The sequence below is a fragment of the Micromonospora sp. NPDC049240 genome (assembly GCF_040647835.1).
GTDB lineage: Bacteria > Actinomycetota > Actinomycetes > Mycobacteriales > Micromonosporaceae > Micromonospora.
The window spans coordinates 226,388-241,106 of sequence record NZ_JBEZCX010000009.1 but is presented as its reverse complement, the minus strand read 5'-3'; the positions used below and the strand labels follow the sequence as shown (position 1 = coordinate 241,106).

The window sequence follows — 14,719 nt, the reverse complement described above, 5'->3', positions numbered from 1 at the left end:
GGACCCCGCTGCGAGCTGATGCGAAACCGCTACCTCGACCTGCTCCGCTTCCTGGCCATCCTGCGCGTCGTCACCTACCACGTCACCGGCTACGCCACGCTCACACTGGTGTTCCCGGCGATGGCGGTGATGTTCGCCCTGGCCGGGTCGCTGATGGCCGCGTCGCTGGACCGCAGCGGGGTGTCCGCCGTGGGGCGCCGGCTGCGTCGGCTGCTGCCCTCGCTCTGGGTGGCGGCGGCGGTCTTCGTGCCGGCGATGCTGCTCACCGGGCTGGCGTTCGAGCCGAAGGTGCTGCTCTGGCTCTTCCCGATCAGTGATCCGCCGGCCAACTACTGGGGTGGGCTGGCGCTCAGCCCGATCTGGTACCTGCGGGACTACCTCTGGTTCGTGCTCGCCTCGCCGGTGGCGCTGTGGCTGTTCCGCCGCGCGCCGCTGCCCACGCTGGTCGCCCCGTACGCGCTGCTCGCCGCCATCGAGTTCGGCATCCTGCTGAACCCGCCGACGGTGCTGCGCGAGTTCGGCCTCTACTTCGGCGCGTGGCTGCTCGGCTTCGCCCACCACGACGGCCTGCTGCGCCGGATGCGCAACCGGGTGCTGCTGCCGGTCGCCGGCGTGCTCGGCGCGGCCGGTCTGGCCTGGATCGTCACCCATCCCGGGCCGCGCGGCTACGACATCAACGACATCCCGCTGGGCAATGCGCTCTGGGCGACCGCGTTCATCCTGGTGGCGATCGGACGGGCGCCCACGGGCGCGGCGTGGATCGACCGGTTCCCGGTGTTCGGCCGGGCGGTGACCGTGGTGAACCGGCGGGCGCTCACCGTCTACCTCTGGCACATGCCGTTCGTGGTGGCGCTCACCCCGCTGGTCGGCCTGGTCGGCTGGTCGCCGCGGGACCCGGTCGGCCTGTGGCTGCGGGTGGGGCTGGTCTTCGTGCTCGTCGGCGTGGTGACGTTGCTGGTCGGCTGGGTCGAGGACGTGGCTGCTCGGCGTACCCCGGAACTGGTGCCCGGCCGGCCACGGCGGACCGTGCCGGCGCGGGCGGCGGACGCGCCGGCCAGCCCGGCCCCGGCCGGCGCGGCCGGCCGGCTGGTCGGCGCCGGGGCCCGGGTGCCGGCACCCCGCCGTGCTCCCGGGCCGACGCCCGGCCGATCCGACGGGCCGCCCGCCGACGCCGACGCGCCCCGGGACCGGGCCGCCGGGTCGTCCGCGGGCCGCGCCGCCGGATCGTCCGGCGTCCGCGCCGCCAACTGAGCGGCGGCCGGCTCAGCGGCTGCTGACGGTGACGTTGCCGCTGGTGGCCGTCACGTCGAGCAGCAGGGACGCACCGGGGTCGTTCGACACCCGCACGTCGGTGTCGCCGGACTTCGCGTCGGCCCGCACCCGGTATCGGCCAGCCGGCACGGCGAGGTCGATGTTCCCGCTGGTGGCGTGCAGTCGGACCGGGGCCGGCTGGTCCAGCTCGACGGTCAGGTTGCCCGGGGCCGCTTCCGCGTCGACCGCGGAGGCGAGCCGGCGGGCCTCGATGTCGCCGGAGCCGGTCCGTAGCCGGACCGGACCGGCCACCTCGGTCAGCCGGATGTTGCCCGACTCGGTGGAGGCGCGGACCTCGCCGCGGGCTCCGCTGATGGTCAGGTCCCCGGAGCTGAGCGTGAACTCCACCGTCCCGACCTCGGTGAGGTCGACGTTGCCCGAGCCGGTGCCGCCCCGGACCGCCACGCCGGGCGGCGCGGTCACCTCCCAGGAGATGCTGCACCGCTGCCCGCAGTCGGTGGGCAGCACCAGCTCGTCGCCCCTGATCTCGTACCGGCTGTCCGGCTCGCTGCCCTGGTAGCGGACCACGCGCTTGATCTGCACCTGGTCGACCGGGCCGGTGGCGCGCACCACCACGTCCCCGGAGCCGTCGCCGTTGCCGTCCACGGTGATCCGGGTGATCTTCGCGCGTTCGGACTGGTCGTAGTCGAGCCGGCGGAACGAGAGGGTGTCACACCCGGCGAGCACGATGAGCGCGGCGATCGCGGTCGCCGCCACCACCGTGCGCGGGCGGGAAGCGGCGCCGTACGGCCGGGAAGCGGTGCCACGCGGCCGGAGCGCCGTTCGGAGCGAAGCCATGGCCAGCACACTAGGGCCGGCCGGGTGACCGCCACATCCGGGATCGCCCGCCGGTCCACCCCGAGCCGACCCTGAGATCGCACCCCGAGGGAGAATGGACCGATGGCCGGGTACCGCCGACAGCTCTACCGCGACGACGCGGTGGTGCTGCGCGTGCAGAAGCTGGGCGAGTCCGACCGGATCATCACGCTGTTCACCCGGCGGCACGGCCGGTTGCGCGCGGTGGCCCGGGGCGTCCGGCGCACCACCAGCAGGTTCGGCGCCCGGCTGGAGCCGTTCGGCCACGTCGACCTCCAGCTCGCCGGCGACCCCAAGGGCAACCAGGGCAGCTCGCTGCACACCGTGAGCCAGGTCGAGGCGATCGAGCTGTACGGCAAGCGGTTCCTCGGCGACTACCCCCGCTACACGGCGGCCAGCGCGATCGCCGAGACCGCCGAACGGCTGACCCCGGTCGAGCGGGAGCCGTCGCTGCGGCTGTTCCAGCTCACCCTCGGCGCGATGAAGTCCCTGGCCCGCGGCGATCACGCCACCACGCTGGTGCTCGACGCGTACCTGCTGCGCGGCATGGCGTTCGCCGGCTGGGCGCCGGCGCTGGCCGCCTGCGCGGTCTGCGGCGAGCCGGGTCCGCACCGCGCGTTCTCGGTGCCGGCCGGCGGCGCCGTCTGCCCGGACTGCCGGCCGCCCGGCGCCGCCCATCCCGCGCCGGCCACGTTCGTGCTGATGTCCGCGCTGACCACCGGCGACTGGGCGTACGCCGACGCCGCCGAGAACGGCGTACGCCGGGAGTGCAGTGGGCTGGTCGCGGCGCACCTCCAGTGGCATCTGGAGCGCGCGCTACGCTCGCTGCCGCTGGTCGACCGGGGTGCCCCGGCGCCCGGCGCGGTCCCGCCGCCCGGCGGCGCGGGGCCGGGTGTGGTCCCGCCGCGCACCGGCGACGGGCCCGCCGTCGCTGGTGTGAACAGGGAGATGACCGAGTGATCCGATCGACGAGGGCGCACCGCCGTGAGCCGGTGCCGCCGACCCCGCACCCGTCCGGTGCCCGGCCGCCGGCGTTGCCACCCGCCGCGGTGCCCCGGCACGTCGCCATCGTGATGGACGGCAACGGCCGCTGGGCCAAGGAGCGGGGGCTGCCCCGCACCAAGGGGCACGAGCAGGGCGAGCACAGCCTGTTCGACACCGTCGAGGGCGCGATCGAGATGGGCATCCCCTACCTGTCCGCGTACGCGTTCTCCACCGAGAACTGGCGTCGCTCGCCGGACGAGGTCCGCTTCCTGATGGGCTTCAACCGCGACGTCATCCGCCGCCGCCGGGACCAGCTCGTCGACCTGGGCGTCCGGGTGGTGTGGTCGGGCCGGGCCGGGCGGCTCTGGAAGAGCGTCATCTCCGAGTTGCAGACCGCCGAGGAGATGTCGCGGGACAATTCGACGCTGACGCTCCAGTTCTGCGTCAACTACGGCGGCCAGGCGGAGATCGCCGACGCCGCCGCCGCGATCGCCCGGGACGTCGCCGCCGGCAAGCTGCATCCGGACAAGGTCACCGAGAAGACGGTGGCACGTTACCTCTACCACCCCGAGGTGCCCGAGGTGGACATGTTCCTGCGTCCCTCCGGCGAGCAGCGCATCTCGAACTTCCTGCTCTGGCAGACCGCGTACGCGGAGCTGGTCTACCTGGACACGCTCTGGCCCGACTTCGACCGCCGTCATCTCTGGTACGCCTGCGAGCTGTACGCCCAGCGGGACCGCCGCTTCGGCGGCGCGCTGCCCAACCCGGTGGCCCCGGGAGTCTGAGCTCACGCTTACCGAGGCGACGCGCTGGGTACCGGTAGGGACAACAGCAAACGCGGAGGTGAGCCACATGATTCAGAAGCGGATCGGGCAGTGGGCGGTCATGGCGGTCGCCGTGCCGCTGGCGGCGGCCGGCGCCCGCCGGCTCAGCCACACGCTGGAGGCCCGTCGCGGGCCGACCGGGGTGAGCCGCCTGCTGACCAAGGGCGCGGACCTGCTCCGGCCGCAGAAGGCCAAGCGGCGTCGGTTCTTCTGACCTGCCGGCCGGCGTCGGCCGGCCATCGGCGGAACGCCCCGCATCCGTGGGGCGTTCCGCTTTACCATCGGCGCAGGGCGCGCCGCCGGGACGCGCCGCCACGGGGGTGGAAGATGCGCGATCTCCGGTACGAGATGACGGCCGCCCTGGCCGCCGCCGACCTGGTGGAGCCGAGCCGCCGGGAGACGGTCGCCGAGCTGTGCGCCGGCGTCGCCGAGCGGTGGTGCGCCGACCTCGGACACACCCCCACCGTCCGTTCCGGCGAGATCGGCGAGCTGGCCGCCGGTGAGCCGGCGGCGGACTGGGCCCGGTGACCCGGCGACGGCCCCGGCCCGGCGCGTCCGGTGCCGCGCCGTGACCCGGGCCGCCCGCCGGGTGAGCGTGGTGGGGCTCAGCCCTCCACTTCGGAGCGGTCGCCGGCCCAGCGGGTGTGGAACGCGCCGTCCCGGTCCACCCGGTGGTAGGTGTGCGCGCCGAAGTTGTCCCGCAGCCCCTGGATCAGCGCGGCCGGCAGCCGCTGCGCCCGCAGCGCGTCGAAGTAGGCCAGCGACGACGCGAAGGCCGGGGTCGGCACGCCCGCCCGGGCCGCGTCGGCCACCACCCGCCGCCAGGCCGGGACACCGGCGCTGACCCGGTCGGCGAACCACGGCGCGACGAGCAGCGTCGCCAGCTCCGGCTCGCCGTCGTACGCCTCCCGGATGCGGTCCAGGAAGCGGGCCCGGATGATGCAGCCGCCCCGCCAGATGGTGGCCGTGCCGCCCAGGTCGATGTTCCAGTCGTACTCCCGGCTGCCGGCCCGGATGTGGTCGAAGCCCTGCGCGTACGCGACGATCTTGCTGGCCAGCAGCGCGCGGCGCACGTCCTCGACGAACGTGTCCCGGTCCTCCACCTGCCACTTCTCGCCGGCGTCGGCGAACACGCGACGGGCCGCCTCGCGCTGGTCCGCGTGGCCGGACAGTGAGCGGGCGAACGTGGCCTCGGCGATGCCGGTGATCGGGATGCCCAGGTCCAGCGCGCTCTGCACGGTCCAGCGGCCGGTGCCCTTCTGCTCGGCCTGGTCGAGCACCACGTCCACGAACGCGTGGCCGGTCGCCGCGTCGGTGTGCCCGAGCACGTCCGCGGTGATCTCGATCAGGAACGACTCCAGCTCGCCGCCGTTCCACTCCCGGAAGATGTCCGCGATCTCCGCCGGGCTCGCCGGCAGGCCGGCCCGCAGCAGGTCGTACGCCTCGGCGATGAGCTGCATGTCGGCGTACTCGATGCCGTTGTGCACCATCTTCACGAAGTGGCCGGCGCCGTCCGGGCCGACGTGCCGGCAGCAGGGCGCGCCCTCCACCTGTGCGGCGATCTTCTCGAAGATCGGCCCGAGTTTCTGGTAGGACTCCGCCGAGCCGCCCGGCATGATGCTCGGGCCGCGCAGCGCGCCCTCCTCGCCGCCGGAGACGCCGGTGCCGACGAAGTGCAGCCCGTGCGCGCGCAGCGCCTCCTCCCGGCGGCGGGTGTCGGCGAAGTGCGCGTTGCCGCAGTCGACGACGATGTCCCCCTCCTCCAGCAGCGGGATCAGCTCGTCGATCACGGCGTCGGTCGGCGCGCCGGCCTTCACCATCACGATCACCGCGCGTGGCCGCTCCAGCGAGGTGACGAAGTCGGCGAGCGACTCGGACGGCACGAACGTGCCCTCGTCACCGTGCTCGGCGACCAGGCTGCGGGTGCGCTCCGGCGACCGGTTGTGCACCGCCACGGCGAAGCCGTTGCGGGCCAGGTTCCGGGCCAGGTTGCGACCCATCACGGCCAGACCGGTGACCCCGATCTGCGCCGTCGCCTGCTCTGCCATGCGTACCGCCACCTCTCGTCCGCGCCGCTGACCGCGGCCGTCCTCGTTGCCGTCCTGCGACCGTATCGCGGTCGTGGCGTGAGGGGATCACACCGCGACGAGGGGTGAGGAGGCGGTGGCGGCGCGTCTCATCCCTCGGCGAGACGCGCCTCGATGTGCGCCACCTTCGCGGTCAACGCGTCGGTCACGCCGGGGCGCAGGTCGGCCTTGAGCACCAGGCTGACCCGGGGCGCCTGGGCCGCGACGGTGTCGACGGCCCGCTTCACCACCGCCATCACCTCGTCCCACTCACCCTCGACAGTGGTGAACATGGCATCGGTCCGGTTCGGCAGGCCGGAATCGCGGACCACCCGGACGGCGTCGGCGACCGGGTCGCCCACGGACTCACCCACGCCGAGCGGGGTGATGGAGAACGCGACAAGCATGCCGACGATGGTGTCAGTAATTCGGGTGCGGGTGTCGGTGGCGTCGGGTTAGCGTGTCGGCATGCGCAACTGACGCCCTTCCTCCGAGCCGGTCCGCCGCCGCAGATGCCGCGGACCCGTCCTGCTCCGGGCGTCCGCATCCCTTCCCGTCGCCGTTGTTCGCGGTGTCTGTCGCGGTCGGATCGCACCGGATCGCACCCGCTCGGCGCGTCCCCGAACGGCGCGCCCCCGGCGCGACCGTGGTCGGCGCGCCCGACAGACAGGAGGCCCGCGGATGCCCGCGAAGCGCAACCCGAAGAAGTCCCGTAAGCCGTCGTCGTCCCCGCTGGGGTTGACGCCGACGGATCTCGACGCGCTCACCGTGTCCCCGTCGACACCGGTGACCCTGTCCGTTTCGACGCCCGGTTCGGCGTCGGCCGGGCCGGTGTCGGCTGGTTCAGCGCCGGTCGGGTCGGAGCCGGCTGGTTCGACGTCGGCTGGTTCGACGTCGGCTCGCTCGGCACCGAAGGCCGGCCCGTCCGCCGGCCGCGACGCCCGGTTGGCCGGCCGTAGCCAGCGAGCCGGCCAGAACCGGTTCTACGCCTTCCGGCGCAGCTGATCCTCATCCGTCCCCGATCTCTGCGTGCCCCGTCACGGGGGGTGCGCGGAGATCGCAATAGATCTTGGAAGCTCCCGGCCCCTCCACGGGCCGTTTCCTTCCAAGATCGCCCCGCGGTGCGTCGATCATGAGGTTGGCGGCGGCAAAACGGACAGGGAATGCCGTCAACTTCATGATCGCCGGGCCGGGAGGGGAGGGGGTCAGCCGATCAGGGGGCGGAAGGTGCCGAGGAGGATGCTGGTGGTCAGGGCGGCACCGGCCAGCAGGGCGGCGGCGAGCACGAGCAGGGCGTCCGCGCGGGTGAAGCGCTGTCGGCGGGCGACCGTACGCGGGGTGCCCGCGTCGAAGCCGCGGGCGTCCATCGCCACGGCCAGCCGGGTACCGCGCCGGATCGCGCCGACCAGCAGCGTGAACGCGGTGGACGCGAAGAGCCGCAGCTTGGCCACCGGGTTGCGGCCGGCGTCCACCCCCCGGGCCCGGCGGGCCATGCTGATCATCCGCCACTCCTGTTCGAGCAGCGGCACCAGCCGGAACGCGGCCAGCGCGCCGATGGCGAACCGGGCCGGCGCCTTCGCGTTCTGGATCAGCGCGTCGGCCAGTTCGGTCGGGTCCGTGGTGGCGAACACGATGATGCCGGGCAGCGCCACCGCGAGCATGCGCAGCACCAGCCCGAGCGCGGTGACCAGGACGCCCTGGGTGACCAGCACCGGCCCGGCCTCGACCAGCACCGGCCCGGACCGGTCGGCGGCGAAGAGCACCAGCGTGACCAGGATGCCGACGGCGGCGGCCAGCAGCGGCCACGCCCGGCGGGCGAGCACCCGGTAGCGGACCCCGAACAGCGGCAGCACGGCCAGCTCGACCGCGATGGCGATGGCCGGCGCGACCGGGTCCAGCGTCGCCACCAGCACGATGGTGAACACCATCGCGGCGGCCAGCTTCGCCACCGGGTTGCGCCGGGCCAGCGGGGCGCCCGGCGTCGCCACCGGCTCCAGGTCGATCACGGCGTACCCGCCCCTCGGCCCGGCGGCGAGGGAGACCGGCCCGGCTCGTCGGACCCGGCCGGGCGGTCCAGGGTGAGCGTCCGGTCGGCCAGCGCGGCGACGAAGTCCGCGTCGTGGGTCACCGTGACCACGCCGTGGCCGGCGTCGCGCAGCTCGGCGAGCAGGTCGACCAGTTCCCGCCAGGTGCGCCGGTCCTGGCCGAACGTGGGCTCGTCGCAGATCAGCAGGCGGGGCGCGGTGGCCAGGGCGGTCGCCACGCTCAGCCGCCGCGCCTCGCCACCGGAGAGGGTGTACGGGTTGGCGCCGGCCAGCCGGTCCAGTCGCAGCCGGTGCAGCAGCGCGTCCACGGTGGCGGTGACCGCCACCTCGGGCTGCCCGGTCCGGCGCGGGCCGAGCGCCAGTTCGTCGCGGACCGTACCGGTGACGAACTGGTGCTCCGGGTCCTGGAAGACCGAGCCGATCCGGCGGGCCAGCGCCGGCGCCCGCCAGCGGTGCGGGGGAGTGCGCGCGTCCCGCCCGGCCAGCTCCGTGGCCGCGGTGACCGTGCCGGTGCCGGGGCGCAGCAGGCCGCCGAGGAGCAGTGCCAGCGTGGACTTGCCGGCGCCGTTCGGGCCGAGGACGGCGAGCGCCTCGCCGGCGCGTACCCGGAGGTCGGTGGGGGCCAGCCGGGGCGGCAGGCCGAGCCGGTCGGCGGTGAGCAGCACGTCGCCGGCCGGCGCGGTGGCGTGTCGCGGCGGCACGGTGTGCCCGGGCACCCAGACCCCGGCGGCGGCGAGCGCCTCGCCGTGCGCGGCGAAGACCGCGCCGGGCGGCCCGTCGGCGCGCACGCCGCCACCCGGTTCCAGCACCACCACGCGGTCGACGAGCGGCAGCGCCTCGGCGACCCGGTGCTCCACCAGGATCAGCGTGGTGTCCGGGTCGAGCCCGTCCGCGACCGCCCGGCGGACCAGCGCGGCGCCGGCCGGGTCGAGGTTGGCGGTCGGCTCGTCGAGCAGCAACAGCCCCGGCCGCAGCGCGAGCGCCCCGGCGAGGGCCAGCCGCTGCTGCTCGCCGCCGCTGAGCGCGGCGGTCGGGCGGTCCCGGTGGTAGGGGAAGCCGACCCGGCGCAACGCGTGGTCGACCCGGGGCCAGATCTCCCCGGCCGGCACGCCGCGGTTCTCCAGCCCGAACGCGACGTCGTCGCCGGAGCGGGCCATCACGAGCTGGGTCTCCGGGTCCTGGAACAGCACGCCGACGCGTTCGCGGGCCTTGCGCGGGTCCAGCCCGTCGATCTCGACGGCCCCCTCCTGCTCGCCGGAGTCCTCCGGCAGCAGCCCGGCCAGCGCCGCCAGCAGCGTGCTCTTCCCGGCCCCCGACGCCCCCAGCAGCAGCACCCGCTCCCCGCTCTCGACGCGCAGGTCCACCCCGCGCACCGCCCAGCGTTTCCGCCCCCCGTGCCGCCACCCGAACCCCCGCAGAACCACCCCGCTCACCGCGCCACCCCCTCCCCAGCCTCGTTGATCAAGAAGTTCGCGTCAGGGAAACCGCCCGCCGCCGACGCAAACTCCTTGATCAACGGCGGACGCCGTCAGACCAGGGCGCGGTCGCGGCCGGCGGGGAAACGGTCCAGGACGCCGGTGTTGGCCAGGGCGCGGGTCAGCAGGTGGGCGCCGAGGCCGGCGACGACCGTGGCGCTGACGATCGTGATGAGCGCGTACGGGATGCGGTAGGAGGTCAGCTCGTACGCCTTGTTCCAGTAGACGAAGTCGAAGATCGCCGCGCCCAGGCCGGTCAGCGCGCCGGCCAGCACCGCCACCGGCAGCTTGAACGAGCGGTAGCGGAACGCGGCGAACGCCAACTCCGCGCCGATGCCCTGCATCAGGCCCTGGAGGATCACGATGCCCGCCCACTGGCTGCCCAGCAGCGCGGAGACGATCGCGGCCACCGTCTCGCAGTAGAGCGCGGCGCCCGGCTTGCGGATGATCAGGCCGGCGAGCACCGCCGGGATCAGCCACACGCCGTAGAGCACCGCCTGCGCCGGCGGAAAGAACGCGAACGCCGCGTCGGTGGCGCTCCAGAGCAGGCCCCAGGCCCAGAAGACGACGCCGAAGGCGACGGCGATGACCGAGGCGACGACGATGTCGACGGTACGCCAGCGGTTGCTGTCGGTGTGGTTCACGGTGGCTCCCAGTTCGTGGTGAGGAACCAGGAGAAGACGCACGCCGCGCCCGGAATGCCGGACGTCGACGCGGCTGGAGGTCGACCGAACTCCCTGCGCTGGCATTACCCAGATCAGGTTCGAGGGTCTGCGGGCACCGGCCCGCACTCTCAGCGCTGTGCGCTCCCCTGTCGGATGTGAAGTTGTCTCGTCGCAGACGCTAGCACCGACGTCGGGGCCGGGCCCAGCAGGGCGACTGTCGGTAGGCTGGCGATCATGCGGGTCGAGACGCGAAATCTGACGTTCGAGGTACGCACCGGCGGCCCCGAGGGCGGCGACCCCGTCCTGCTGCTGCACGGCTTTCCGCAGCACTCCGGCGAGTGGGACGCGGTGACGCCCGCGCTGCACGCCGCCGGGCTGCGCACGTACGCGCTCGACCAGCGCGGCTACTCGCCCGGCGCGCGGCCGGCGGCGGTCGAGGCGTACCGGATTCCGGAGCTGGTGGCCGACGCGGCGGCCGTGCTGGACGCGCTCGGGGTGACCGCCGCACACGTGGTCGGCCACGACTGGGGCGCGATCGTGGCCTGGGGCCTGGCGGCGGCGCACCCGGAGCGGGTGCGGACGCTGACCGCGGTGTCGGTGCCGCACCCGGCCGCGATGGGCCACGCGCTCGCCAACGATCCCCGGCAGAAGGCCAAGTCCGCCTACATGGCGCTGTTCCGGATGCCGGGCAAGGCGGAGAAGGTCCTGCTGGCGCTGCACGGCGCCGTGCTGCGCCGGATGCTGCGCGGCGTCGGCGACGCGGCCACCGTCGCCCGGTACGCCGACCCGATGCGGGAGCCGGGAGCGCTCACTGCGGCGCTGAACTGGTACCGCGCGATGAGCGGGTCGGACATGAAGGCGGTCGGCCCGGTGGCGGTGCCGACCACGTACGTGTGGAGCGACAAGGACGTGGCGGTCGGCCGGACCGCCGCCGAGGCGTGCGCGGGACACGTCACCGGCGACTACCGGTTCGTGACCCTGGCCGGCGTCAGCCACTGGATCCCCGACGAGGCCCCGGGCCCGCTGGCCGAGGCGGTCCTGGCCCGGGTCCGAGGGACGGAGGAGGCATGACGGTGAGCGCCGAGGCGTACCTGGCGACGGTGACGTCGACGATGCAGCAGGTGGCCACCGAGCAGCGGGGGAACGTGGCGGAGGCGGCCGATCTGATCGTGGCGGCGCTCCGTGCCGACGGGGTGGTGCACGCGTTCGGCACCGGGCACTCCGAGGCGCTCGCCATGGAGATCGCCGGCCGCGCCGGCGGGCTGGTGCCCACCAACCGCATCGCGCTGCGCGACCTGGTACTGCACGGCGGCGAGCCGGCCGACGTGCTCGGTCCGAAGCTGGAACGCGAGCCGGCGGTGGCGCGCCGGCTCTACGAGCTGGCCCCGGTTCGGCCGCCGGACGTGTTCGTGCTCGCCTCCAACTCGGGCGTGAACGGGGCGATGGTCGAGTTCGCGTCGATCGTGAAGCAGCGCGGGCACGGGCTGGTGGCGATCACCTCGGCGCGGCACTCGGCGCGGATGACCTCGCGGCACCCGTCCGGGCGGAAGCTGGCCGACTTCGCCGACGTGGTGCTGGACAACGGCGCCCCGTACGGCGACGCGACGCTGCCGTTGCCCGGCGGCGGCGCGGTCGGCGCGGTCTCGTCGATCACCGCGGCGCTGCTGGCCCAGCAGATCACCGTCGAGGTGGTGGCCCGGCTGGTGGCGGCGGGAGAGCGGCCGCCGGTCTACCTGTCCGCCAACATCACCGGCGGCGACGAGCACAACGCGGAGCTGGAAGCCCGGTACGCAGGACGGATCCGCCGGGGATCCTGAGCCGGTTTCGCGATCACCGGAATCGGGCACAGGCGCTGCTGCCGGCGGGCGTTCACCCGCCGGCCGTGCCGTCTTCACCGGAGGTTCGCGAGTGTCCAAGGAATCCGAGAAGCAGCGCTGGCAGCGCAACTTCGCCGATCTGCTCCAGGAGTTGCGCGTCGCGCAGACCGGCGTGCAGATCCTCTTCGCCTTCTTGCTGACGCTGCCGTTCAGCAACGGGTTCACCCGGACCACCGAGTTCCAGCGCGACGTCTACATCCTGGCGTTGCTGGCCGCCGCCGCGTCCGCCGCGATGATCATCTCGCCGGTGGCGTTCCACCGGGCGCTGTTCCGCCAGGGCCGCAAGCCGGAGCTGGTCCGCTTCGCCCACCGGATGGCCACCGGCGGCCTGTTCTTCATGCTGATCGCGATGGTCAGCTCGGTGCTGCTGGTCAGCGACTTCGTGCTGGACCGGCCGATCGCGTTCCTGCTCAGCGCGCTCACCGGCATCTGGTTCCTGACGTTCTGGGCGATCCTGCCGTTCGCGCGGCGCAACTGGGGTGAGGACGACATCGACGACGATGACGACGACCCGCAGACGCTGGCCGGCGACTGACGGTCCGCCAAATCGGACGTGCACGCGACGCTACCCCTGGGTAACACCCGGGGGTAGCGTCGTTTTCGTCGAGCGCGTCGATCGCAGCCGGACCGACCATCCAGGAGGCAGCCGTGACCACGACACAGAACAACGCCGACGGGGTGGGACCGCTGCCCACCGAGGCCGGCCAGGTCTCCGAGAAGGAGGCCCGCCAGGTCGCCGAGGCGGCCCGCGAGGCGGCCTGGGACCGGCCCAGTTTCGGCAAGGAACTCTTCCTCGGCCGGTTCCGGCTCGACCTGATCAACCCGTGGCCCCGGTCCGACCCGGCCGACACCGCCCGCGCGGCGGAGTTCCTCGACGCGTTCGGGGCGTACCTGGGCGCCGAGGTGGACGGCGCGGCGATCGAGCGCGACGCGCGGATCCCGGACGACGTGTTCCACGGCATGGCCGGGCTCGGCGCGTTCGGCATGAAGATCGACCGGAAGTACGGCGGCCTCGGGCTCAGCAACCTGCACTACTGCCGGGCGTTGATGCTCGCCGGTTCGGTGAGCCCGGCGATCGGCGCGCTGCTCTCCGCGCACCAGTCGATCGGCGTGCCGCAGCCGCTGAAGATGTTCGGCACGCCCGAGCAGAAGGACCGTTTCCTGCCCCGGCTGGCCGCCGGCGAGGTCTCCGCGTTCCTGCTCACCGAGCCGGACGTCGGCTCCGACCCGGCGCGGCTGGCCACCACCGCCGAGCCGACCGAGGACGGCACCGGCTACCGGCTCAACGGGGTGAAGCTCTGGGCCACCAACGGCACGGTCGCCACCCTGCTGGTGGTGATGGCCCGGGTGCCGGCCACCGAGGGGCGGCGCGGCGGGATCACCGCGTTCGTGGTGGAGGGCGACAGCGAGGGCATCACGGTGGAACGGCGCAACTCCTTCGTCGGGCTGCGCGGCCTGGAGAACAGCCTCACCCGGTTCCACGACGTGGTGGTGCCGGCCGAGAACGTGATCGGCGGCGAGGGCAAGGGCCTGAAGATCGCGCTGACCACGCTGAACACCGGCCGGCTGTCGCTGCCGGCGATGTGCGTGGGCGCCGGCAAGTGGGCGTTGAACGTGGCCCGGGAGTGGGCCGCCGACCGGGTCCAGTGGGGCCGGCCGGTCGGCGAGCACGAGGCGGTGGCGAAGAAGCTGTCGTTCATCGCCGCCACCACGTACGGCATGGAGTCCATGCTGGACCTGTCCTGCCTGCTCGCCGACGACGACCGCAACGACATCCGGATCGAGGCGGCGCTGGTCAAGCTCTACGCCAGCGAGATGGCGTGGCGGATCGCCGACGAGCTGATCCAGATCCGGGGCGGGCGCGGCTACGAGACGGCCGACTCGCTCGAAGCCCGGGGCGAACGACCGGCCGCGGTCGAGCAGCTCCTGCGGGACCTGCGGATCAACCGGATCTTCGAGGGCTCCACCGAGATCATGCACCTGCTGATCGCCCGTGAGGCGGTCGACGCGCACCTCTCGGTGGCCGGCGACATCATCGACCCGGACGCCGGGCTGGGCCGCAAGGCCGCCGCCGGCGCGCGGGCCGGTGCCTTCTACGCGAAGTGGCTGCCCACGCTCGCGGTCGGCAAGGGGCAGGCGCCCGGGGCGTACCAAGAGTTCGGGCCGCTGGCCGGGCACCTGCGGCACGTCGAGCGGACCTCCCGCAAGCTGGCCCGGTCGACGTTCTACGCGATGTCCCGGTGGCAGGGCAGGATGGAGCGCAAGCAGGCGTTCCTCGGCCGGGTGGTGGACATCGGCGCGGAGCTGTTCGCGATGTCCGCGGTCTGCGTCCGGGCGTACGCCGAGCGGCTCGAACACCCGGAGAACATCGAGTTGGCCGACCTGTTCTGCCGCCAGGCGCGGCTGCGCGTCGACGAGCTGTTCACCGGCCTCTGGTCGAACACCGACTCGGTCGACGTGGCCGCCGCGAAGCGGATCGTCGCCGGCCGGTACGCCTCCGTGGAGGCCGGCGTGATCACCCCACCAACTGACCTCCCCTGGGTGGCCCCCTGGACCCCAGGCCCCTCCACCGCCGACGACGTCCGCCGCCGACTGTGAAAGGAGGGGCCCCCTGCTAACGCCTCCGGTATAGGAGGGGGCCCCTTCCAACACCCGC

Annotated in this window: 15 protein-coding genes and 1 riboswitch; of the genes, 9 read left to right on the top strand and 6 right to left on the bottom strand. The window is 73.8% G+C overall.

The annotated features are described in order from the left end of the window. Positions 1 to 18: 18 nt before the first annotated feature. Complete coding sequence (locus tag AB0B02_RS16310) at positions 19 to 1,251, top strand: acyltransferase (protein WP_357300910.1); 1,233 nt, start codon at positions 19 to 21, stop codon at positions 1,249 to 1,251. A gap of 12 nt (positions 1,252 to 1,263) precedes the next feature. On the opposite strand, the gene AB0B02_RS16305 is transcribed toward AB0B02_RS16310, so the two are convergent. Further along, positions 1,264 to 2,109: a DUF4097 family beta strand repeat-containing protein gene (locus tag AB0B02_RS16305; protein ID WP_357300908.1), complete on the bottom strand. Its 846-nt coding sequence runs from the start codon at positions 2,107 to 2,109 to the stop codon at positions 1,264 to 1,266. Between the two features lie 102 nt (positions 2,110 to 2,211). Here AB0B02_RS16305 and recO point away from each other — a divergent pair, with 102 nt between their 5' ends. The 4 genes from recO to AB0B02_RS16285 all read left to right on the top strand — a co-directional run bounded on the left by recO (position 2,212) and on the right by AB0B02_RS16285 (position 4,463). Then, a complete protein-coding gene (recO, locus tag AB0B02_RS16300; protein ID WP_281937193.1) occupies positions 2,212 to 3,087 on the top strand; it encodes a DNA repair protein RecO in 876 nt (291 codons plus the stop codon). 32 nt (positions 3,088 to 3,119) lie between these two features. Then, positions 3,120 to 3,896 (top strand): isoprenyl transferase, encoded by a 777-nt coding sequence (locus AB0B02_RS16295; protein WP_281938541.1) that lies wholly within the window; start codon positions 3,120 to 3,122, stop codon positions 3,894 to 3,896. A gap of 67 nt (positions 3,897 to 3,963) precedes the next feature. Next, positions 3,964 to 4,149 carry a hypothetical protein gene (locus AB0B02_RS16290; protein WP_107155717.1) on the top strand — a complete coding sequence of 62 codons (186 nt, stop codon included), beginning with the start codon at positions 3,964 to 3,966 and terminating at the stop codon, positions 4,147 to 4,149. Between the two features lie 113 nt (positions 4,150 to 4,262). Next, positions 4,263 to 4,463: a thioredoxin reductase gene (locus AB0B02_RS16285; RefSeq protein ID WP_281937190.1), complete on the top strand. Its 201-nt coding sequence runs from the start codon at positions 4,263 to 4,265 to the stop codon at positions 4,461 to 4,463. Positions 4,464 to 4,540: 77 nt separating this feature from the next. Here AB0B02_RS16285 and gndA read toward each other — a convergent pair whose 3' ends face one another. From gndA to AB0B02_RS16260, 5 genes are all read right to left on the bottom strand, one after another. Then, complete coding sequence (gene gndA, locus AB0B02_RS16280) at positions 4,541 to 5,983, bottom strand: NADP-dependent phosphogluconate dehydrogenase (RefSeq protein WP_357300905.1); 1,443 nt, start codon at positions 5,981 to 5,983, stop codon at positions 4,541 to 4,543. 128 nt (positions 5,984 to 6,111) lie between these two features. Further along, a complete protein-coding gene (locus AB0B02_RS16275; RefSeq protein ID WP_357300902.1) occupies positions 6,112 to 6,408 on the bottom strand; it encodes an MTH1187 family thiamine-binding protein in 297 nt (98 codons plus the stop codon). Between the two features lie 798 nt (positions 6,409 to 7,206). After that, positions 7,207 to 8,007, bottom strand: coding sequence for an energy-coupling factor transporter transmembrane component T (locus AB0B02_RS16270; protein ID WP_107155722.1), 801 nt, complete (start codon positions 8,005 to 8,007; stop codon positions 7,207 to 7,209). Then, entirely contained in the window at positions 8,004 to 9,479 is a 1,476-nt protein-coding gene (locus AB0B02_RS16265; RefSeq protein ID WP_357300900.1) for an ABC transporter ATP-binding protein, read from the bottom strand. The genes AB0B02_RS16270 and AB0B02_RS16265 overlap by 4 nt, the downstream gene beginning before the upstream one ends. A 95-nt stretch (positions 9,480 to 9,574) precedes the next feature. Next, positions 9,575 to 10,165 carry an ECF transporter S component gene (locus AB0B02_RS16260; RefSeq protein WP_281937179.1) on the bottom strand — a complete coding sequence of 197 codons (591 nt, stop codon included), beginning with the start codon at positions 10,163 to 10,165 and terminating at the stop codon, positions 9,575 to 9,577. Between the two features lie 72 nt (positions 10,166 to 10,237). Further along, positions 10,238 to 10,344, bottom strand: a riboswitch (TPP riboswitch). Positions 10,345 to 10,420: 76 nt separating this feature from the next. Here AB0B02_RS16260 and AB0B02_RS16255 point away from each other — a divergent pair. From AB0B02_RS16255 to AB0B02_RS16240, 4 genes are all read left to right on the top strand, one after another. Beyond that, complete coding sequence (locus AB0B02_RS16255; protein ID WP_281937177.1) at positions 10,421 to 11,257, top strand: alpha/beta hydrolase; 837 nt, start codon at positions 10,421 to 10,423, stop codon at positions 11,255 to 11,257. After that, positions 11,254 to 12,003: an SIS domain-containing protein gene (locus tag AB0B02_RS16250; RefSeq protein WP_281937174.1), complete on the top strand. Its 750-nt coding sequence runs from the start codon at positions 11,254 to 11,256 to the stop codon at positions 12,001 to 12,003. The genes AB0B02_RS16255 and AB0B02_RS16250 overlap by 4 nt, the downstream gene beginning before the upstream one ends. A 91-nt stretch (positions 12,004 to 12,094) precedes the next feature. Beyond that, entirely contained in the window at positions 12,095 to 12,598 is a 504-nt protein-coding gene (locus AB0B02_RS16245) for a DUF6328 family protein (protein ID WP_281937172.1), read from the top strand. A gap of 113 nt (positions 12,599 to 12,711) precedes the next feature. Further along, positions 12,712 to 14,661 (top strand): acyl-CoA dehydrogenase family protein, encoded by a 1,950-nt coding sequence (locus AB0B02_RS16240; RefSeq protein ID WP_281937170.1) that lies wholly within the window; start codon positions 12,712 to 12,714, stop codon positions 14,659 to 14,661. The last annotated feature ends 58 nt before the right edge of the window (positions 14,662 to 14,719 follow it).

Bases quoted from the DNA above. Each gene is read 5' to 3' on its own strand.
- AB0B02_RS16310 (WP_357300910.1), top strand. From the start codon at position 19: ATGCGAAACCGCTACCTCGACCTGCTCCGCTTCCTGGCCATCCTGCGC.
- AB0B02_RS16305 (WP_357300908.1), bottom strand. From the start codon at position 2,109: ATGGCTTCGCTCCGAACGGCGCTCCGGCCGCGTGGCACCGCTTCCCGG.
- recO (WP_281937193.1), top strand. From the start codon at position 2,212: ATGGCCGGGTACCGCCGACAGCTCTACCGCGACGACGCGGTGGTGCTG.
- AB0B02_RS16290 (WP_107155717.1), top strand. From the start codon at position 3,964: ATGATTCAGAAGCGGATCGGGCAGTGGGCGGTCATGGCGGTCGCCGTG.
- AB0B02_RS16285 (WP_281937190.1), top strand. From the start codon at position 4,263: ATGCGCGATCTCCGGTACGAGATGACGGCCGCCCTGGCCGCCGCCGAC.
- gndA (WP_357300905.1), bottom strand. From the start codon at position 5,983: ATGGCAGAGCAGGCGACGGCGCAGATCGGGGTCACCGGTCTGGCCGTG.
- AB0B02_RS16275 (WP_357300902.1), bottom strand. From the start codon at position 6,408: ATGCTTGTCGCGTTCTCCATCACCCCGCTCGGCGTGGGTGAGTCCGTG.
- AB0B02_RS16255 (WP_281937177.1), top strand. From the start codon at position 10,421: ATGCGGGTCGAGACGCGAAATCTGACGTTCGAGGTACGCACCGGCGGC.
- AB0B02_RS16250 (WP_281937174.1), top strand. From the start codon at position 11,254: ATGACGGTGAGCGCCGAGGCGTACCTGGCGACGGTGACGTCGACGATG.